The organism is Microbacterium sp. ET2, assembly GCF_030347395.1.
Taxonomy (GTDB): domain Bacteria; phylum Actinomycetota; class Actinomycetes; order Actinomycetales; family Microbacteriaceae; genus Microbacterium; species Microbacterium albipurpureum.
Window position 1 is genome coordinate 3,087,568 of the sequence record NZ_CP128170.1, and the last position, 19,554, is coordinate 3,107,121.

The 19,554-nt window shown below is 69.7% G+C and carries 16 protein-coding genes; 7 read left to right on the forward strand and 9 right to left on the reverse strand.

From position 1 onward, the window contains the following. Positions 1–17: 17 nt before the first annotated feature. The gene (locus QSU92_RS14925) at positions 18–1,016 is read right to left on the reverse strand and encodes an asparaginase (RefSeq protein ID WP_289263032.1); all 999 of its coding nucleotides are present in this window, start codon (positions 1,014–1,016) and stop codon (positions 18–20) included. Between the two features lie 59 nt (positions 1,017–1,075). On the opposite strand from QSU92_RS14925, the gene QSU92_RS14930 reads away from it, so the two are divergent. Beyond that, positions 1,076–1,558: an OsmC family protein gene (locus QSU92_RS14930; RefSeq protein ID WP_289263034.1), complete on the forward strand. Its 483-nt coding sequence runs from the start codon at positions 1,076–1,078 to the stop codon at positions 1,556–1,558. A gap of 95 nt (positions 1,559–1,653) precedes the next feature. On the opposite strand, the gene QSU92_RS14935 is transcribed toward QSU92_RS14930, so the two are convergent. Then, complete coding sequence (locus tag QSU92_RS14935; protein WP_422880445.1) at positions 1,654–2,343, reverse strand: lysophospholipid acyltransferase family protein; 690 nt, start codon at positions 2,341–2,343, stop codon at positions 1,654–1,656. Positions 2,344–2,578: 235 nt separating this feature from the next. Between QSU92_RS14935 and QSU92_RS14940 the strand changes: the two genes are divergently transcribed. Together QSU92_RS14940 and dxr are read left to right on the forward strand one after the other, a co-directional pair. Further along, the gene (locus tag QSU92_RS14940) at positions 2,579–3,529 is read left to right on the forward strand and encodes an FKBP-type peptidyl-prolyl cis-trans isomerase (RefSeq protein ID WP_289263038.1); all 951 of its coding nucleotides are present in this window, start codon (positions 2,579–2,581) and stop codon (positions 3,527–3,529) included. Between the two features lie 38 nt (positions 3,530–3,567). Then, a complete protein-coding gene (gene dxr, locus QSU92_RS14945; RefSeq protein ID WP_289263040.1) occupies positions 3,568–4,656 on the forward strand; it encodes a 1-deoxy-D-xylulose-5-phosphate reductoisomerase in 1,089 nt (362 codons plus the stop codon). Between the two features lie 22 nt (positions 4,657–4,678). Here the strand turns inward: dxr and QSU92_RS14950 are convergent, their stop codons facing one another. From QSU92_RS14950 to QSU92_RS14960, 3 genes are all read right to left on the reverse strand, one after another. Beyond that, positions 4,679–6,334 (reverse strand): Mur ligase family protein, encoded by a 1,656-nt coding sequence (locus tag QSU92_RS14950; protein ID WP_289263041.1) that lies wholly within the window; start codon positions 6,332–6,334, stop codon positions 4,679–4,681. Between the two features lie 48 nt (positions 6,335–6,382). After that, positions 6,383–7,087, reverse strand: a complete 705-nt coding sequence (locus QSU92_RS14955) for a DUF1775 domain-containing protein (RefSeq protein ID WP_289263043.1) — start codon at positions 7,085–7,087, stop codon at positions 6,383–6,385. 110 nt (positions 7,088–7,197) lie between these two features. Beyond that, positions 7,198–7,821 (reverse strand): hypothetical protein, encoded by a 624-nt coding sequence (locus QSU92_RS14960; protein ID WP_289263045.1) that lies wholly within the window; start codon positions 7,819–7,821, stop codon positions 7,198–7,200. Between the two features lie 148 nt (positions 7,822–7,969). On the opposite strand from QSU92_RS14960, the gene QSU92_RS14965 reads away from it, so the two are divergent. Both QSU92_RS14965 and QSU92_RS14970 read left to right on the forward strand, forming a co-directional pair. Further along, positions 7,970–9,370 (forward strand): HNH endonuclease signature motif containing protein, encoded by a 1,401-nt coding sequence (locus QSU92_RS14965; RefSeq protein ID WP_289263047.1) that lies wholly within the window; start codon positions 7,970–7,972, stop codon positions 9,368–9,370. 74 nt (positions 9,371–9,444) lie between these two features. Continuing rightward, complete coding sequence (locus QSU92_RS14970; protein ID WP_289263049.1) at positions 9,445–10,773, forward strand: M50 family metallopeptidase; 1,329 nt, start codon at positions 9,445–9,447, stop codon at positions 10,771–10,773. Positions 10,774–10,800: 27 nt separating this feature from the next. On the opposite strand, the gene QSU92_RS14975 is transcribed toward QSU92_RS14970, so the two are convergent. After that, a complete protein-coding gene (locus QSU92_RS14975; RefSeq protein ID WP_289263051.1) occupies positions 10,801–12,771 on the reverse strand; it encodes an anthranilate synthase family protein in 1,971 nt (656 codons plus the stop codon). Between the two features lie 196 nt (positions 12,772–12,967). Here QSU92_RS14975 and ispG point away from each other — a divergent pair, with 196 nt between their 5' ends. Continuing rightward, a complete protein-coding gene (ispG, locus tag QSU92_RS14980; RefSeq protein WP_289263053.1) occupies positions 12,968–14,119 on the forward strand; it encodes a flavodoxin-dependent (E)-4-hydroxy-3-methylbut-2-enyl-diphosphate synthase in 1,152 nt (383 codons plus the stop codon). Between the two features lie 47 nt (positions 14,120–14,166). On the opposite strand, the gene QSU92_RS14985 is transcribed toward ispG, so the two are convergent. After that, complete coding sequence (locus tag QSU92_RS14985; protein ID WP_289263055.1) at positions 14,167–15,186, reverse strand: 1-aminocyclopropane-1-carboxylate deaminase; 1,020 nt, start codon at positions 15,184–15,186, stop codon at positions 14,167–14,169. Between the two features lie 160 nt (positions 15,187–15,346). Here QSU92_RS14985 and QSU92_RS14990 point away from each other — a divergent pair, with 160 nt between their 5' ends. Then, positions 15,347–17,146, forward strand: a complete 1,800-nt coding sequence (locus tag QSU92_RS14990; RefSeq protein ID WP_289263057.1) for a proline--tRNA ligase — start codon at positions 15,347–15,349, stop codon at positions 17,144–17,146. Here the strand turns inward: QSU92_RS14990 and QSU92_RS14995 are convergent. Both QSU92_RS14995 and QSU92_RS15000 read right to left on the reverse strand, forming a co-directional pair. Then, positions 17,133–17,960, reverse strand: a complete 828-nt coding sequence (locus tag QSU92_RS14995; protein WP_289263061.1) for a DUF1206 domain-containing protein — start codon at positions 17,958–17,960, stop codon at positions 17,133–17,135. The two genes, QSU92_RS14990 and QSU92_RS14995, sit on opposite strands and share 14 nt — an antisense overlap. A 52-nt stretch (positions 17,961–18,012) precedes the next feature. Continuing rightward, positions 18,013–19,524, reverse strand: coding sequence for an alanine/glycine:cation symporter family protein (locus tag QSU92_RS15000; RefSeq protein ID WP_289263063.1), 1,512 nt, complete (start codon positions 19,522–19,524; stop codon positions 18,013–18,015). Positions 19,525–19,554: the final 30 nt, after the last annotated feature.

Below are 19,554 nucleotides of genomic sequence, written 5' to 3' on the forward strand. Positions count from 1 at the left end.
CCCTGCGACCTCGGTGCTCAGCCGAGGACATCGACGGGGCGGATCACGCCGACGTCTCGGCCGCCGCCGGTGACCGACAGCGGAAGCTCGGCGAGTGTCGCGGCGACGTCGGCCGCAGGCAGCGCGCCATGACGCTCGAGGAGGCGCAGGGCGACCGCGGTGGCCGCACGCGACGACCCGTCGAGGATCTTCAGCGCGACGGTCGCGCCGCCCGGGGCTGTCATCACCAGCACGCCCTCGGCGCCGGTCTTGGCGAAGACGCCGAGGCGCTCGATGGCGACCGTGTCGGGGCGACCGGGCCCTTCGATGGTCCAGGGGTGCTCGCGCACCGTGCGGACGAGGGTTCCGGCCTGGCGGTGCAGCGCGAACGGCGACCGCTCCGATGACACCCCGATGCGGTGGACGGCCCGGGCGAGACCCAGCAGGGTGACGGCATGGACCGGAGCCCCGCAGCCGTCGACGGCGGTCGCGGCGACGCGCTCGCCGGTGAGACGTTCGATCACCTCGCGGATGCGGGCCTGCAGCGGATGCTCGGGCTGGAGGTAGGTCTCCGTGTCCCAGCCGTTCGCGGCGGCGGTCAGGAGCATGGCGGCGTGCTTTCCCGAGCAGTTCATCCGCTCGCGCGTGGGCTCGCCGCCGGCGCGGACGACAGCGTCACGCGTGGGCTGGTCCGACGGCCAGGCCGGAGGGCAGCCGAGCGCGCGTTCGTCCAGACCGGCACGATCCAGGATGCCGCGGACGACGGACACATGCCGGTCGGTGCCGGTGTGGCTCGCGGTCGAAAGGCCCAGCTCCTCGCCGGCGAGGTCGGCACCCGCCGTGAGGAGAGCGAGCGCCTGCAGCGGCTTGAGGCTCGAGCGGGGGAGGATGAGCGCCTCGACGTCGCCGAGCCGTTCGGAGACCACGCCGTCAGCATCCAGAACCACGGCGACGCCGCTGTGACGGGACTCCACGAATCCGCTGCGTTCGACGACGGCGAGCTCGACGGCCTCTGCGGCGGCGATGGTCTGCGGCACGCACGTCAGCCTACCCTCGACCTCTCAGGCGGCTGGATCCCGCATGGGAGACTGAGGTCATGTGGGGTGAGCATCGATACGCGCTGCGCGCGACGTGGACGGGTAACCGGGGGAACGGCACGAGCGGGTACCGGGACTACGACCGCTCGGTCACCATCGAGATCGACGGCAAGCCCACACTGCTCGCCTCGGCTGACAAGCCGTTCCGGGGAGACCCGGCGCGATGGAACCCCGAAGACCTCCTCCTCGCGGCGCTCAGCGAGTGCCACCTGCTGTCGTACCTCCACGCGTGCGTCATGACCGGAGTCGTCGTGGTCGGCTACGACGACGAGGCGACCGGTCTCATGGTCGAGGACGGCGCGGGGAGCGGCGCATTCCGCGAGGTGGTGCTGCACCCGCGTGTCGCGGTCGCTTCAGAGGAGATGAGGGATGCCGCCATCGCCGCGCATGATAAGGCCCATGCCCTGTGCTTCATCGCCAACTCGGTCAACTTTCCGGTGCGCCATGAGCCGACCATCCTGGTGGCTGACGCGTCGGAGTGACGGTCGCGGCGTCGCTCTCACGCTCGGGTGGCGCGAGTGGTCGGGTTGCGGCGCCGGATGCGACCATCTGCGCCACCTCCGCCCCGCGCGACGATCTACAGGCGCTCGTGCGGAAGCACCTGTTTGATGCGCTCGATGGGGTTCTGCGCGGGAACCTCGTTGTACACACCGGCGAGCTCCTGCTCGCTGAGGGCGTGGATCCCCGCCATGATCTCGTCGGTCGCCCCTCGGCGCGCGCGCCCCGAGGAGGCCGCGCCGTGGTGCGAGAGGTCCAGCGGCGTTCCGAACCGGACGGTGATGCGCTCGGAGAACGACGGGCGTTTCGCCCCCACCGGCATCACGCGGTCGGTCCCGATGAGTCCCACCGGCACCACGGGGGCGCCGGTCTCCAGCGCGAGGAAGGCGACGCCGGTGCGGCCCTTGTAGAGCCGTCCGTCCAGCGAGCGCGTGCCCTCGGGATAAAGCGCCACCGCGCGCCCCTCCGCCAGCAGCCGGCGCTGCTGCTCGAGGGCGTCGAGCGCTGCCTGACCCGCCCCGCGCTGAACGGGGATGGCGCCGATCGCGCGGAAGAACTCCCGCGACATCCAGCCCTTCATCCCCGTGCCCTCGAAGTAGCTGGACTTGGCGAGGAAGTGCACCGGGCGGGGCGCGGCGACCGGGATGGCGATGGAGTCGATGAACGACAGGTGGTTGCTGGCGAAGATCACAGGGCCCTGGCGTGGAACGTTGCCCTTGCCCTCGACCCTCGGACGGTAGATGAGTCGCCCCAGCGGCGCGATCACCATCCGCCCCAGCGCATAAGTGATGCCGATCGATTGCGAGGACGCGTCGGTGGCCCCCGGGGGGAGATCGCTGGCTGCCTCGGACGTCACCAGACGAGGGTACTCTCGCTCCTATTCCGTCGTCGGCATCCCCGCCATCCGACCCCACGCGCGCCGGCCTTCGCGGCCTCTCAGCCCAGACAGAGGAAAGGTAGGCCAGGATGGGGAGGTCCTCCCGTCCCTCGACCCTGAGGTTTTTGTGCGTATTCGACCGCTCGCCGCTCTGTCCGTCGCCGCCGTATCGGTCTTGATGTTGACGTCGTGCTCCGGCGCCGCGCCCGACGCGACCGAGTCGCCGTCGGCCCAGGTCGCCGATCTGTGCGATTCGGTCGCCCCGTCGGGCGACGCGTCCGAAGCGGTCACGGTCGAGGGCGAGCCCGGCGCCGCATCTCAGGCGGTCTTCACCGCGCCGCTGGAGATCTCCGAGCTGCAGAGCACCGTCGTCACCGAGGGGGAGGGCGACGCGGTCGAGGCCGGTGAGCTCGTCAACATCGCCTTCACCGCCTTCAGCGCCGAGACCGGCGAAGAGCTGGGATCGCTCAACTACGAGCCCGGCCAGTTCCTGCCGCAGCAGATCTCCGCAGACAACCCCATCGGCCAGGTCCTGGGGTGCGCGACGCCCGGCACGCGCGTCGTCGCCACCTTCCCCGCGACCGAGACCAACGGCGGCGAGGTCTACGTCTTCGACTTCCTCGAGACCGTCCCCGATGCGGCGTGGGGCACTGAGCAGCCCGCGCCCGAGGGGCTTCCCGAGGTGGACCTGGCGGATGACGGCGAGCCGACCATCACGGTTCCCGACACCGACGCTCCCACCGAGGTGGAGCTTGCGACGCTGAAGCAGGGCGATGGCGAGACCGTCGCGCCCGGTGACACCGTGCTGGTGCAGTACACCGGCGTGAAGTGGTCGGACAACGAGATTTTCGACTCCAGCTGGGAGGCCGGGACCCCCACGTCGTTCCAGACCACCGGTGTGGTCGACGGATTCCGTCAGGCACTGGAGGGTCAGACCGTCGGTTCGCAGGTGCTCGTGGTGATCCCGCCGGAGTTCGGCTACGGCGCCGTGGAGGGCAACGAGCTGCAGGAGGAGACCCTGGTCTTCGTCGTCGACATCCTCGGCGTCCAGCACGCCGTACCCACGACCGCACCCTGACGCCGCCGGCGCGCTGGGAGCGCGGATAGGCTGACCGGATGCGGCGCATCCTCGTCCTCGGCTCCACCGGCTCCATCGGCACGCAGGCCCTCGAGGTCATCGCAGCCAATCCCGATCGCTTCGAGGTGGCCGGTCTCGCGACGGGACGTCGGCATGATCTGATGACCGTGCAGGCCGAGCAGTTCGGAGTCGCCGAGAGCGCGTGCGCGCTCGGCGCGGTCGAGGCGGAGCAGCTCGTCCGCGACGTCGAGGCCGATGTCGTGCTCAACGGAATCACCGGTTCCGTGGGGCTCGGCCCCACCCTCGCCGCACTCGAGACCGGCCGCACATTGGCGTTGGCGAACAAGGAGTCGCTGATCGTGGGCGGGGAGCTGGTGACCGCCCTCGCCGCGCCGGGGCAGATCGTCCCCGTCGACTCCGAGCACTCCGCGATCGCCCAGGCGCTGCGCGCCGGTACGCACGACGAGGTGCGTCGCCTGGTGCTCACCGCGTCGGGCGGACCTTTCCGCGGGCGCTCACGGTCAGAGCTCGCCGAGGTCACTCCTGCACAGGCACTGGCCCACCCGACGTGGGACATGGGCCGGGTCGTGACGACGAACTCCGCCACGTTGGTGAACAAAGGCCTCGAGGTCATCGAGGCGCACCTGCTGTTCGGCGTGCCCTATGACGCGATCGACGTCGTCGTGCACCCGCAGTCGGTCGTGCATTCCATGGTGGAGTTCGTCGACGGGTCGACGATCGCGCAGGCGTCACCGCCCGACATGCGACTTCCCATCTCCCTGGGCCTGGACTGGCCGCAGCGCGTGGCCGGTGTCGGCGTGCCGATCGACTGGACCGGTGCGACGCGGTGGGACTTCGAGCCGCTCGATGAGGACGCCTTCCCCGCGGTGCGCCTGGCCAAACACGTCGGAGAAGCCGGCGCGACCTACCCAGCCGTGTTCAACGCGGCGAACGAGCAGGCGGTCGACGCGTTCCACGAGGGGCGTCTGCGGTTCCTCGACATCGTCGACCTGGTCGCCGACGTGGTCGACCGACACGAGGCCCCCGCCGCTCTCACCCGCGCATCGCTCGCGGACGCCGAGAGCTGGGCGAGACGCGTCGCCGACGAGCTGATCGACGCTCGCTGAGGTCGCTCTCCTGTGCCGGCTCTCAGGCCGGGCGAAGGGGATCGGATGACGGTGTGCCGTCGTCCGGGTAGGGCACCGGCCAGCGCGGCTCGGGCACCGGCCATCCGCGGGCGGCGAGAGCCCGCCGGGCGAGCTCACGCGCGGAATAGGGGGTGCGCACACCCCGGATGTCGCGGTAATCCTGGTGCCCCGGGCCGGCCCACAGGATGGCGTCACCCTCTCCGACCAGCGCGACGGCCTCGCGGATGGCCCGCTCAGGAGGAGAGTACTCGTGTATCTCGGCATCGGGCTTCGCGCGTCGCGCCCCCGCGATGAGGGTGGCCCGGATCGAATCGGGGTCCTCGTACCGCGGGTGGTGGTCGGTGATGACGAGGATGTCACTGCCTTCGGCGGCAGTGCGTCCCATGTCCAGCCGCTTCGTGGCGTCGCGATCGCCGTCCGCGCCGACGAGCATCAGGACGCGACCGGGCGTGACATGCCGCACTGCGGCGAGGGTCTTCTCGAAGGCGTCGGGGGAGTGGCCGAAGTCCACGAAGACCGCCGGCCCGCGCTCGCCCGAGACGAGTTCCGTGCGTCCGGGCAGATATGCCCGTATCCCGCCGTCGCGGGTGAATGCCGAGACCAGGTCGTCCCATGCGTAGCCGCCCTCGAGGAGCATGACGATGGCAAGACCGGCGTTGGCGGCCATGTGCTGGCCGATGACCGGGACGACGGTCTCCAGCATCCGTCCGTCTTTCGACGCCAGCCGGAACCGGGTGCCCTGCTGGCGATCCTCGACGATCTCGACGACCCAGTCGGCCCGCGCCGCGGCCTCGGGGTCGACGGCGATCGCGGGGGTCCCGATCGTCAGTGTCGGCACCTCCGATCGCGCGACGGCGTCCGCACCGGCGGCGGAATCGAGGGAGATCACGGCGCGCCGCGCGCGCTCGGCGGTGAAGAGCGGCAGCTTCGCCTCGAGGTACTCGGCCATGTCGGCGTAGTCGTCGAGGTGGTCGTGGCTGAGGTTGGTGAACCCTGCGACATCGAAGACGATGCCGTCGACGCGGCGGCGGCTGAGCGCCTGCGCGCTCACCTCGACCGCCACGGCCTGCACGCCCCGTTCGCGCATGAGCGCCAGCAGCGCGTGCATCTCGTAGGCCTCGGGGGTGGTCAGGCGTGAGACCACCACCTGCCCGGCGATGTGCCGCTCGGCCGTCGAGGACAACCCCGTGACGACGCCGAGCTGATCGAGCATCCCTTCCAGGAGGTGGGACACGCTCGTCTTGCCGTTCGTGCCGGTGGTGCCGAACAGCAACGGCAGGTGGTCGTCGCGCCCGGTGCCGTAGACCCACGCCGAGATGGCGCCGAGATGGGCGCGTGGGTCGTCGACGACGAGGACGGGGAGACCGGATGCCGCAGCGAGAGCTTCACCGGATTCATCGGTGATCACGGCCACGGCACCGCGTTCTGCGGCATCACCGGCGAATTCTGCGCCGTGGCGATTCACCCCGCGGACGGCGACGAAGACATCGCCCGGTCGCAGGTCCGCGGTGGCCAGGGTCACTCCCGTGAGGGTCAGCTCACCGGGGTCGCCGCTGACACGTCGGGCGAAGCGATCGGCGAGATCACCCACGCGGTGCACGGGCGGGTGGTCCGGCCGAAGCACGGGGGGCAGGTGGGGAGCGTCATCCGTCGGCATGGCGCCTCCATCCTCTCACCCGGCTTCGGCCGAACTGCGACCTGCGGCTCAGGCCCGTGCGCGTCGGCGCCAGATCGCCACGACGAGGGTCGCGACGCCGGTCGCGAGGCTTGCGGCGGCGAGGCCACGAGCGACGGGATCATCCACGCCGGCGGACTCCGCCGCCGTGGTGGACGACGGGGTGTCCGACTCGGAGTCGCTGTGCGCGTCGCCGTGCCCGTCACTCGCCGTCGCCGCATCGCTCTCGTCGGCGGCGGAGACCAGGACGAGGGGAGCGGGATGCGCGGGCTCCTCGTCGCCTGCGTCGGCCACCTCGCTCCATGCGGTCGACCCGGTGACGCATCGCTGCTCGACGGGGAAGGCGACGGAGGTGCCCGCAGAGCCTTCGGCGAAGGTCACATCGAGAGCGACCGTGGCGCGCAGCCCGCTTTCAACGGGCTCATCGGCGGTGAACGTCACGCGGGTCGGAACGCCGTCCGCACCCAGGTCCCGGGCGATCGTCCACTCACCGGTCGACACCGGTGTCACCGTCGTGACCTCATCGGGGATGTCGACGGCGAGGGCCATGGTGGGAGAGTCCTCACAGCCGTGTGAGAACGAGAACTGCAGCGTCGTTCGGGTGCCGGCCGGGGCCGTATCGGGGGATACCCCGACGTGCGCCGACGCAGCGAGGGGCATCGCGACAGCGAGCGCGAGGCCGACGAGGGAGCCGGCTGCCGCGAGGTGCGTGCGGCGGGAAACGGGAGTGGTCATGCGGATTTCTTCCTTCACAGATGGGGTCGACGGCGTGCCGCCGGAACCGGCGGGCACGCTCGGATCACCGACGCTCCAACCGGGCGCCGGTGTGCAGGGTCGCTGCGGCCTCAGACGGCCGCGACGAGTGCCGGGGGACCCCGGGAGGAACAGCCCGACGCCGGTCGGGGGCGTACCGTCCATGCCGACCGGTCGATGCCGAGGTGAGGCATCGCGGCGCGAAGCGGGGGCAGCACCGGATGCGTCCTGCTGAGAAGCCGACGCACTCCGCGGCCGAGGGCGTGCAGCATCTGCTCGCCACGGTGGAGCAGGAGGGCGGTGATGATGGCGGCGAGGGCGTGCGCGCCGAGCATCGGGGTGTCCGGAACGGTCGAGACGGCGCCTTCCGCGAGGGGGAGCGGCAGGTGATGGAGGTGCCTTGGAGCAGAGGCGGAGCTCGAGGCGGCGCCCGGCGCGACGAGCGCGAAGGCGACATGGTAGATCGCCTGCGCTGCCGCGACGGTGACAAGTGTCCGCCCGAAGCTCAGCCGGCGGCCGATCAGGAGCAGGGCGACCGGCGTTGCGAGCACGGTCGCCGCCAGAAGCAGGATGATCGGTGGCGGTCCCTCCGCGGCGAGGGTGTGCGAGGTGCCCGCGATCACCGTCGCCGTTGTGGCGGCCGCGACGGCTCGGCCGGCGCGAAGGTGTCGGGGGCTCACAGGCGTCCTTCGGAGGAGCAGGATCATGGAGGTCATCTCAGGCTACGTCGTGCGACAAGAGAATTCGTGTCATCGGTCCGCTGTCGACTGCGGCATGGGAACAAAGATTCGCTTGCGGGGCGCATGAAGTCGTTATGAATGTCGGAACCCTCTGCGATGATGGGGGTAGGTCATCAGGACGGGGATGTCAGTGGACGCGGACGAGAAGCGGCGGCGGGCGGAGGACAAGCGCGCCGGGGTGTTCGCGGATGAGCTGGCGAAGCTGCGGCGGCGTCGGGCGGCGCTGGAGGCGAAGGAGACCCGGCTGCTGGCGGACGCGTACGCGCTGACTCTGGAGCAGCGGTCACGGATCGGGTCGGCGTCGTCGCGGGAGCGGGACATGCCGCTGCGGTCCATGGCGCTGGAGCTGGGGATGGCGGTGCGGGTCAACGACCGGTCGATGCAATCGCAGATGCATGACGCGCACGAACTGATCGAGCTGTTCCCGCAGACGATGGAAGCCCTGGTAGAGGGGCGGATCACGCGGGCGCATGCGCAGGTGATACAGGACGCCAGCCGGGTCATCGACGACCCGGCCGATCGAGCGGACTACGAACGGATCGTGTTGGTGGAGGCGGAGCGGCAGACGGTGCCGCGGACGAAGAAGTACGCCATCCAACGCGCCGCGGTCCTGGACCCGCGGCCACTGCAGGAACGACACGACACCGCGATGCGGGAACGCCGGGTGTGGGTCACCGACCTGGACGATGCCATGTCGACGCTGACGATCCTCGGCAAGAACGTCTACATCCACGGGGCCTACCACCGACTGACGGGCCAGGGCACCGAGATCAAAGCCGTGGACCGGGACAAGCGGCGCGCACACGCGGCCGCGCAGGCCCGGGCCGAAGCCGACGCCGAAAAGAGCGGTGGAAATGCCGACACCGACACGGCCGCTGAGGCTGACGCGGCTGAGCCCTGGTTCGACGACCGGCTCCTGGACGAGATCCGCTGCGACCTCGCGCTGGACATGCTCCTCGCCGGGTCCCCGGTGATCGATCCCACCGACCCGACCACCGGCGGACTCGGAAAGATCACCGCCGAGGTGCAGATCACGATCCCGATCACCACCCTGACCGGGGTCACGTGCTCGGGCGCGGAACTCAATGGAGTCACCCCCGTCGATCCGGACACCGCGAGGCGGATGGCGGGGACGACCCGGGTGTGGGATCGGGTGATGACCGACCCGATCAGCGGAGTCGTGACCGCCGTCGACAGATACCAGCTCCATCCCTCCCAAACCCGGTACCTCAACGCCAGGGATGTGACCTGCCGGACCCCGGGCTGTCGAAGGCCGGCGAAGCTGTGCCATATCGATCATTCGAAGGACTTCGCCCTCGGCGGACCCAGCTGCAACGACAACCTCTGCAACGAATGCGCCCGACACCACACGTTGAAGCACGCCACGAACTGGCATGTCGAACAGCTGCCCGGCGGCATCCTGACCTTCACCAGCCCCGGCGGGAAGACCTACGACAGCCACCCACCCTCACGCGTCACCTTCGTCCCCACCGACGACGGCCAACTCACCGTCGCGCCCTTCTGAGCGGCATCTGACGATGGTTGCCCACCCGGCACACCCACGGCGGACTCAAAGAACCCGGGTATAGCGTGAGTGGCGTGGAGGTCCTTGCATTCGTCATCGGCATCGCCCTGATGGTCGTCGGGCTGGCGGTTTCCATCGCCCTCCATGAGCTCGGGCACCTGTGGCCCGCCAAGCGCTTCGGTGTACGCGTCGGTCAGTACATGATCGGCTTCGGACCGACGCTGTGGTCGCGCCGCATCGGCGAGACCGAATACGGCGTCAAGGCGATCCCGCTCGGCGGATACATCTCCATGGCGGGCATGTACCCGCCCTCGCCCAAGAGCGGCGAGCGCGGCGGTCGGGCCGGCGGCGGGTTCTTCGCCACCATGGTGCAGGACGCGCGCGCGGCCAACGACGAGACCCTCGACGGCGACGACGACCGTCGCGTGTTCTACAAGCTGCCGGTGTGGAAGCGGATCGTCGTCATGCTGGGGGGACCGATCATGAACTTCCTGTTCGCGATCGTGCTCTTCGCCATCCTGCTCTCGGGGATCGGCGTGCAGACATCGACGACGACGGTCCAGACGGTCAACGAGTGCGTGATCCCGGCGTCATCGGAACGTGCGGCCTGCGAACCATCCGACCCGGCCGCGCCCGCAGCGGCGGCCGGTTTCGAGCCGGGCGATGAGATCGTCTCGATCGACGGTACGACGATCTCGACCTTCGCCGAAGCCTCGGAGATCATCCGTTCGTCCCCGGGCGACACCCTCTCGGTGGTGGTGCAGCGCGACGGCGAGGAGCGCACTCTCCAGCTCGTGCCCACGACGGCCGAGCGGAGGGTCTACGACGAAGCCGGGATGCCGGTGACCGATGCCTCGGGCGGGGCCATCACCGAGGAGGTGGGTTTCGCCGGCATCGCCCCGTCCACGACCTACGTCCAGCAGCCGATCTGGGCCGGCCCGCAGTTCGCCTTCGAGAATGTCGGCGCCGTCGCCGGGGTGATCTGGCAGCTTCCGGTGCGCATCTACGACACCGCCACGACGCTGTTCACCGGCGAGGAGCGCGACCCCAACGGACCCCTCAGCGTCGTCGGCGTCGGGGTGCTCGCCGGCGAGGTCGCTGCCGCCGAGGCGCCGATCCTCAACCGGGTCGCGGGCTTCCTCTCCCTGCTGGCATCGCTGAACGTCGCCCTGTTCGCCTTCAACCTGCTGCCCCTGCTCCCTCTCGACGGCGGCCACGTCGTCGTGGCGCTCTGGGACGGCATCAAACGGGCATGGGCGAAGCTGTTCCGTCGCCCACCCCCGAAGCCGGTCGACGCCACCAAGCTCGTTCCGGTCACCTTCGTGGTGTTCGTAGCGCTCCTGGTGATGGGCGGCACGCTGATCCTCGCCGACATCCTGAACCCGATCTCGCTCTTCGGTTGACCTCACGCGAGCGCGGGCGAGCGACGCTCAGGCGGTGACGGGCGACAGCGCGGCGGCCACCAGGCGCTCGAGCGTCAGCATCCCGTCCCTGGACAGGATCGATTCGAGGTGCCCCTGGATGGAGGCGAAGCCGGGCCCGCGGAGGGCGAAGACGTCGCCCGTGGCGGGGTCGGTGGCCACCGCGACATCGACAGCCCCGTCCGCACCGATCCGGGTGGTTCCGGCGGGGACCCGCGCGGTGAAGGTGTTGTAGAAGCCGATCGATGCGGGTTCGCCGAACACGTCCACCGTCTTCTGCAGGCCCTGGTGGGGCTGATCGAGCGGGACGAGGCCGATGCCCAGCCCGTCGGCGAGGATCTGGTGACTCAGGCACACCGCGACGAGAGGGCGGCCCTGCGCACGGCGACGGGCGACGACCTCGCGCATGCGCCGCATCCGCGGTGTGGACGGGTCCCGCGGATCACCTGGTCCCGGGCCGGATACGACCAGCTCCGCGGCATCGATCTGTTCGTCCGAGACCTGGTCCCACGCCACGATCTCGACGTCGAGACCGAGGTGGCGCAGCTGATGGGCGAGCATCGTGGTGAACCGATCCTCGGCGTCGACGACGATCGCCGAGCGACCGGCGAAAGGGCCCCCGCCCTCGGGGGCCTCCTGCGGGTTCAGCCAGAAGGCGGCCAGGCGGGCGTTGCGCGAGGACAGGAGCGAGGCGATCTCAGGGTCGGATCCGAGGGGTCGCACCTCGGCGGCAGGAGCATCTTCGTCGATCGCGTCGTCCCCCGCGGCCGGGACCGGCAGGACGGCCGGCGCCGGGCGATCGCGCGGAATCGCGCCGATGGCGCCCAGCACCCCGGCGGCCTTGCCGTGCGTCTCGCCGACTTCGCCGTACGGATCGGAATGGCGCACCAGTGTCGCGCCGACGGGAACGCGAAGCCGACCGTCGACGAGATACGCCGTGCGGATGAGGATCGGCGCATCGAGGTCGTGCGTCGACTCGCCTTCGGGGATCGCATCGGTGCGCGGAGTGAAGAGGGCGGCGACACCGGAGTAGTAGCCCCGGGGCGAGGTCTCGTGACGTGTGATGACCGTGCAGGCGTTCTGCATGGGGGATCCGGTCACGGTCGGGGCGAACATCGTTTCGCGGAGGATCTCCCGAGGGTCCAGACGGCTGCGTCCGCGCAGCACGTACTCGGTGTGGGTGAGGCGCGACATCTCCTTCAGGTGCGGCCCGGTGATGCGCCCGCCATCGGAGCAGACGGCGCTCATCATCTTCAGCTCCTCGTCCACGACCATGAAGAGCTCCTCGGTCTCCTTGGTCGATCTGAGGAACTCCGTGAGCGTCTCGACGGTCGCGCCGCCTTCGGGATGGCGGAACGTCCCGGAGATCGGGTTCATCGTCACCACGCCGTCGCGGGCGCTGACATGGGCCTCGGGGCTCGCGCCGACGGCGATGTGGCCGGGTGTCACCACGGCGAAGGTCCAATACGCGCCGCGCTCGTGTTCGAGGAGCGCCCGGAACCACGTCAGCGCGGCGGTGACCGGGTCGGCGTCGACGGCGGCGGTGAAATCGCGCCGGATGACGAAGTTCGCTCCCTCGCCGCGGCCGATCTCGTCGGCGATGACGCGCCGGACGATGTCGGCGTACGCCTCGTCGTCGATGTCGAAGCCGGCGTCCTGCAGCGCGACCGGTGCGCTCGGCAGCTCGGCGAGCGCTTCCGCCCGCGAGATCACGGTGCGACCGGTGACGATGAGGCAACGCAACGGGGCCCCGTCGTCGTGGCACGCGAAGCCGCGTTCGCGGACCTGTCGGAAGGGCACGAGGGCGAGAACCTCGCGCGGCGTACCCGAGGTATCGGTCAGCGGGATATCGGCGAGGAGGTCGACGTCCACGACGTCGCCGGTCAGCAGCTCCACGGTCTCGGCGTCGCGGGCGATGAGGGCGAAGGGCAGGGCGCCCTGGGCGAGCTCGGCGAACAGGTCGTGGGGGAAGCCGGTCATCTCGGTCTTTCGTCAGGGGGCGGTCACCCTACGAAGAAGACCGCCCGGAGGCGGTCGGATGTCGCGCGAACATCACCGCCTACGCGGTGAGCCACCAGTGCGCCAACATGCGGCGAACCTACCACACCGGCATCGCAACCCCGCGGGCGAGCCGGTTTTCCCGCCCGGGCGCACGCGCGCGGCGTAGGCTGAAAGGGTGCCTGCTGTGAACATCGGTATGCCTCGCGTGCCCGAGGTCCTCGCCCCCCGCCGCAAGACCCGGCAGATCCGCGTCGGAAAGGTCCTGGTCGGCGGTGATGCCCCCGTGAGCGTCCAGTCCATGACCACCACGCCGACGACCAACATCAATGCCACCCTCCAGCAGATCGCCGAACTGACGGCATCCGGCTGCGAGATCGTGCGCGTGGCGGTGCCGTCCCAGGACGACGCCGATGTGCTCCACATCATCGCCAAGAAGAGTCAGATCCCGGTCATCGCCGACATCCACTTCCAGCCGAAGTACGTCTTCCAGGCGATCGACGCGGGCTGCGGCGCGGTGCGGGTGAACCCCGGCAACATCCGCAAGTTCGACGATCAGGTGGGCGCGATCGCCAAGGCCGCGAAGGATGCGGGCGTCTCGCTGCGCATCGGGGTGAACGCCGGCTCACTCGATCCGCGACTTCTGGAGAAGTACGGCAAGGCGACGCCCGAGGCGCTGATGGAGAGCGCCGTGTGGGAGGCGTCGCTGTTCGAGGAGCACGACTTCCACGACTTCAAGATCTCGGTCAAGCACAACGACCCGGTCGTCATGGTCAAGGCCTACCGCCTGCTCGCCGAGCGCGGCGACTGGCCGCTGCACCTCGGTGTGACCGAGGCGGGCCCCGCCTTCCAGGGCACCATCAAGAGCGCGACGGCGTTCGGCATTTTGCTGGGAGAGGGGATCGGCGACACGATCCGCGTCTCGCTCTCGGCGCCCCCGGCGGAAGAGGTCAAGGTCGGGCACCAGATCCTCCAGTCGCTGAATCTGCGCGAGCGCAAGCTCGAGATCGTCTCCTGCCCGTCGTGCGGACGCGCGCAGGTGGACGTGTACTCCCTCGCCGACAACGTCACCGAGGGCCTGAAGGACATGACCGTCCCGCTGCGCGTCGCCGTCATGGGCTGCGTCGTGAACGGTCCCGGCGAAGCCCGCGAGGCCGACCTCGGCGTCGCATCCGGCAACGGAAAGGGGCAGATCTTCGTCAAGGGTCAGGTCATCAAGACCGTGCCCGAGTCCGAGATCGTCGCCACCCTCATCGAGGAGGCCAACCGCATCGCCGACGAGATGGGCCCCGACGCACCCCTCGGGACCGCGCAGGTCGTCACGACCTGACGCGCGGGCGTGCTCCGAATTCCGCGAGCGGAAGCAGCCCGGCGGGCTCAGCTCCAGAGTGCGTGGTAGGCGTTGATCGCCGGCTGGCCGCCGAGGTGGGCGTACAGAACAGTGGATGACCTGGGGATGTCGCCGCCCTTCACGAGATCGATGAGCCCTGCGAGAGATTTCCCTTCGTAGACCGGATCGGTGATCATCGCTTCGAGCTGGGCCCCGAGAGACATGGCCTCCATGGTCGAGTCGACCGGGATGCCGTACAGGTCGCCGGCCCAGCCCTCGAGCACCTGCATCTCGTCGTCGCGGAGGTCGCGGCCGACTTCGATCAGTTCTGCGGTGCTCCGGGCGATCCGCGTCACCTGGTCGCGCGTCTTCACGATCGTCGCGGAGGCGTCGATGCCGAGGACCCGTCGGCGGACGCCGGTCAGCTCTTCCAGAGCCGCGAACCCGGCGATCATCCCCGCGTGGGTGGACCCCGTGACCGTGCAGACGATGATCGTGTCGAAGAACACCCCGAGCGCCTTCTCCTGCTCGGCGACCTCGAAGGCCCAGTTCGCGAAACCGAGCCCGCCGAGCCGATGCTCGGACGCGCCCGCCGGGATCGGGTAGGGGGTGCCGCCGCCGGCCTCCACCTCGGCCAGCGCCTGCTTCCACGAGTCGCGGATGCCGATGTCGAACCCCGCGTCGTCCAGGCGCGAGTCGGCGCCCATCATGCGGGAGAGCAGGATGTTGCCGACCTTGTCGTTCACCGGGTCATCCCAGGGGACCCACTTCTCCTGGACCAGCCGCGCCTTCAGCCCGAGGTGCGCTGCGACCGCGGCGACCTGCCGGGTGTGGTTGGACTGGTACCCGCCGATCGAGACGAGGGTGTCGGCGCCCGAGGCAAGCACGTCGGGGACGATGTACTCGAGCTTCCGGATCTTGTTGCCCCCGAAGGCCAGGCCGCTGGAGACGTCCTCTCGTTTGGCCCAGATCTCCGCCCCGCCGAGGTGCTGCGTCAGCCGATTCAACCGCTGAAGGGGGCTCGGTCCGAAGGTGAGCGGATGCCGGGGGAAGTCGTGCAGCTTCACGGTGCGCCTTTCATGCGTGCGTGGAGGAAGTCCGTTGTAATATATTGCATTCTCACATGGCCGAGGTGGTGACTCCTTCCTGCGGGAACGGGTGGGAGCGCCGTGGCGGCGCCTGCAGCCCGAACCGTGAGACTGACGTCCCGCCCTAGACTTGTCGCTCGTGGTCACCCGTCTCTCGCACTTCTTCCTCCGCACGCTCCGCGAAGACCCCGCCGACGCCGAGGTCACCAGTCACCGTCTCCTCGTCCGCGCCGGGTACATCCGTCGCCAGGCGCCGGGAATCTTCGCCTGGCTGCCCCTGGGCCTGCGCGTGAAGGCGCGCATCGAGAACATCATCCGCGAGGAGATGTCGGCGATCGGGGCGTACGAGGTGCACTTCCCCGCCCTGGTGCCCGCCGACCCGTACCGGGAATCCGGTCGATGGGAGGCCTACGGTGACGGCATCTTCCGGCTGAAGGACCGCAAGGACGCCGACTACCTGCTGGCGCCCACGCACGAGGAGCTGTTCACGCTTCTGGTGAAGGACCTCTACTCCTCGTACAAGGACCTGCCGCTGTCGATCTACCAGATCCAGGACAAGTACCGCGACGAGGCCCGGCCGCGTGCGGGGCTCCTGCGCGGGCGGGAGTTCACCATGAAGGACGCCTACTCCTTCGACTACACCGACGAGGGCCTCGACGCCTCCTACCAGGCGCAGCGCGACGCGTACGAGCGGATCTTCCAGCGGTTGGGCATGGAGTACGTCATCGTGCAGGCCGACAACGGCCTGATGGGCGGTGCCCGCAGCGAGGAGTTCCTGCACCCCACCTCCGTCGGCGAGGACACCTTCGTCCGCTCGCAGGGCGGGTACGCCGCCAACGTCGAGGCGTTCGAGACGATCGCGCCTGCGCCGCTGCCGGCCGAGGGGCTCCCCGCCCCGGCGATCTTCGACTCGCCCGACACGCCGACGATCCAGACCCTCGTCGACCACGCCAACGCCCATCTCGCCGCGCCCTCCGCGGGCATTGCGGGGCCGGCGACCGACGACGCCACGCAGTGGACGGCGGCGCACACGCTGAAGAACGTGGTGCTCGCCCTGGCCCACCTGGACGGCACGCGCGAACTGGTCGTCGTGGGGATTCCCGGCGACCGCGACATCGACGACAAGCGCGTCGAGGTCGCCTTCGCTCCCGCAGAGGTCGAGGCCGCCACCGACGCAGACTTCGAGAGGAACCCGCAGCTCGTCCGCGGATACATCGGTCCGTGGTCCGAGACCGGGCCGATCCTGGGCGAGGAGTCTGCCAGCGGCATCCGCTACCTGTTGGATCCCCGTGTCGTGGACGGCACCAGCTGGATCACCGGGGCCAACATCCACGAGAAGCACGTCCACTCCCTCGTCGCGGGCCGCGATTTCGTCGGGGACGGCGTCGTGGATGTCGCCTCGGTGCACGCCGGCGACCCTGCCCCCGACGGGTCGGGCCCGGTGTCGCTGGCACGGGGAATGGAGATCGGCCACGTCTTCCAGCTCGGCCGGTTCTTCGCCGAGACGCTCGGGCTGAAAGTCCTCGATGAGAACGGCAAGCTCGTCACGGTCACGATGGGCTCGTACGGCATCGGCGTCACGCGGATCCTTGCGATCCTCGCCGAGCTGAACAACGACGACAGGGGCCTGATCTGGCCCGCGTCGGTCTCGCCGTTCGACGTGCACGTGGTGGCGACGGGGAAGGATGCCGCGGCGTACGCTCTGGCCGAGGACATCGCCGCTCGTCTGGAGGCCACGGGTCGCGACGTGCTCTACGACGACCGGCCCAAGGTCTCTCCCGGGGTGAAATTCGCCGACGCCGAGCTCGTCGGCGTGCCCCGCATCGTCATCGCGGGGCGCGACGCCGCTTCCGGCAACGTCGAGCTGTGGGATCGTGCGACCGGCGAGCGTGAGGTCATGGACGTCGAGGCCGCGATCGCGCGGCTCACCGCCAGGTGAGTCGCGCGTACCGCGCCCGGAACATGCTGAACACGCCGTAGCAGAGCAGCCCGACACCGACCGCGGTCACCAGGGACGGACCGAGGGCGAGGCGGAAGAGCGCCTGCACGGCGCCGTCGAGACCTCCTGCGACATCGGCGTCTGCGGTCACGGTCGCGACGAGCAGCAGGACCCCGACGGTCGCGAGAGCGACGCCCTTGGCGACGAACCCGACGACCCCGAGCACCCGGACGGTCGTGCCGAGCAGGCCGTCCGGCAGCGTCATCCGGTTCTCGAAGGTCCGTCGCACGCCCATCACGACGAACGCGATGCCGCCGACTCCCACCCCGAGGCCGGTGAGTCCGAGCACCACGGGCCCGCCCCAGATGCCAAGGAGCACGGAGCTGAGGTCTTCCGTGGTCCTCTCGGCGTCGGGGCGGGCGCCGAGCGCGACAGCAGCGGCGATGAGTCCCAGAGCGAGGAAGATCACAGCCTGTCCCCACGCGCCGAGGCGGCGGCCCCACACGGCCAGGGGCATCTCATCGCCCCGACGGCGCATCAGAATGCTCTGCACGAGCTGCCAGAGGCCCAGTGCGGACAGTCCCACCGTCAGCGCCCACAGCGCCGCGAAGCCCAGCGGTGCCGCGGCGACGGCCTTGAAGACCACGGTCTGGTCGCTGGCGCCATCCGAGCCCACGGCGATCGCCAGCGTGAGCACCCCCAGGATGAGGTGCACGACCCCGTTCGCGACGTAGCCCGAGCGCGCGAGAACCCGGAACCACTCGGCATCCTCGACGGCGCGCGCTGCGTTCCGGGCTTCTGTCGCCGCCCCCATCACGCCAGCGTAACCAGGAGGGATGCCTGGACGTGACCCGCGCCCCGTCCCGTCATGGTCGTTCTGCGGTGGCGTGGAGGTGGTCGCGGTGCTTGCGGCTCTGCCGCGTGCGGGTGGGGAGGTCGATGGGGCCGGTGACGGTGAGTTCGTCCTCCCACACCGAGATGCCGGTGATCTCGGGGAGGCGGTCGCGGGTGAAGACAGGATCGCGGCCCTCTCGGCGCTGCTGGGTGTAATCCTTCAGCAGCTTGAAGGCGATGCCCGACAGCAGGCCGATGGCGACGAGGTTGGTCAGCGCCATGAGGCCCATGACGCCGTCGGCGAAGTTCCACACGAGATCCGCTCCGACGACCGATCCGACGAGGACGGCGACGACGACGAGGGTGCGGTAGCCGGTGAGCAGCCACGGTGCCGGGTTGATGAACTCGATGTTCGATTCGCCGTAGTAGTAGTTGCCGAGGATCGACGAGAACGCCAGGAGGAAGATGACGACGCTCAACACCACGCTCGCCCATGAGCCCAGTGTGGACTCGAGCGCGCCCTGCGTGAGATCGATGCCGCGCTGGGCGCCGGCGAGATCGGGGACGGAGACGAGGATGATGAACGCCGTGATCGTGCACACCAGGAAGGTGTCGAAGTAGACGCCGAGGGTCTGCACGAGACCCTGCTTGACGGGATGCGTCACCGCGGCGCTCGCGCCGGCATTGGGGGCCGACCCGAGGCCTGCTTCGTTGGAGAACATGCCGCGCTTGACCCCGGTCAGCACGATGTAGCCGAAGGCGGCGCCGACGACCTCGTTGAACCCGAAGGCCTGGGTGAAGATCTGCGCGAACACCTCCGGCACCCGCTCGATGTTCACTGCCACGACGATCAGCCCGAGCAGCAGGTAGGTCAGCGCCATGACGGGCACCAGCAGCTGGGTCACCGACGCGATGCGGCGGATGCCGCCGAACACCACCAGTCCCGTCAGCACCGCGACCGCGCCGCCGATGAGCCAGGGGAGCCACCCGGGGGAGCCCTCGCCGATCGTGGCGACGACGGTGGCGGAGATGGTGTTCGCCTGCAGTGAGCTGAAGGCGAACGGGAAGCACACGATGAGGATGACCGCGAACCACACGCCCAGCCACCGCGCCTTGAGCCCGCGCTCCATGTAGTAGGCGGGCCCGCCGCGGAACCCGTCCTTGTCACGGATCTTGAACAGCTGCGCGAGCGAGGACTCGATGAAGCTCGAGGCGCCACCCACGAACGCCATGAGCCACATCCAGAAGACCGCGCCCGGACCGCCGACCGCGATCGCGGTGCCGACGCCGGCGATGTTGCCCACTCCCACGCGCGAGGCGGCCGAGATCGTGAACGCCTGGAACGCCGACACCGACTGCGGCTCGCCGCTCTCGGTGCGCGGCGTGCGATCGGTGAGGGTGCGGAACATCTCGGGGATGAGACGGAACTGCACGACCCCAGACCGGAGCGTGAAGTACAGCCCGAGCAGCACCACCACCGGCAGCACGACCCAGGTCCACAGGTTGTCGCCCCAGGTGAGGAGCCAGGCGTTGACGTCATCCATCCGCAAAGTATGGCGGGCGACGTCGTCCTC

Bases quoted from the DNA above. Each gene is read 5' to 3' on its own strand.
- QSU92_RS14930 (WP_289263034.1), top strand. From the start codon at position 1,076: ATGTGGGGTGAGCATCGATACGCGCTGCGCGCGACGTGGACGGGTAAC.
- QSU92_RS14935 (WP_422880445.1), bottom strand. From the start codon at position 2,343: ATGGTGATCGCGCCGCTGGGGCGACTCATCTACCGTCCGAGGGTCGAG.
- dxr (WP_289263040.1), top strand. From the start codon at position 3,568: ATGCGGCGCATCCTCGTCCTCGGCTCCACCGGCTCCATCGGCACGCAG.
- QSU92_RS14950 (WP_289263041.1), bottom strand. From the start codon at position 6,334: ATGCCGACGGATGACGCTCCCCACCTGCCCCCCGTGCTTCGGCCGGAC.
- QSU92_RS14955 (WP_289263043.1), bottom strand. From the start codon at position 7,087: ATGACCACTCCCGTTTCCCGCCGCACGCACCTCGCGGCAGCCGGCTCC.
- QSU92_RS14960 (WP_289263045.1), bottom strand. From the start codon at position 7,821: ATGACCTCCATGATCCTGCTCCTCCGAAGGACGCCTGTGAGCCCCCGA.
- QSU92_RS14965 (WP_289263047.1), top strand. From the start codon at position 7,970: ATGTCAGTGGACGCGGACGAGAAGCGGCGGCGGGCGGAGGACAAGCGC.
- QSU92_RS14975 (WP_289263051.1), bottom strand. From the start codon at position 12,771: ATGACCGGCTTCCCCCACGACCTGTTCGCCGAGCTCGCCCAGGGCGCC.
- QSU92_RS14995 (WP_289263061.1), bottom strand. From the start codon at position 17,960: ATGGGGGCGGCGACAGAAGCCCGGAACGCAGCGCGCGCCGTCGAGGAT.
- QSU92_RS15000 (WP_289263063.1), bottom strand. From the start codon at position 19,524: ATGGATGACGTCAACGCCTGGCTCCTCACCTGGGGCGACAACCTGTGG.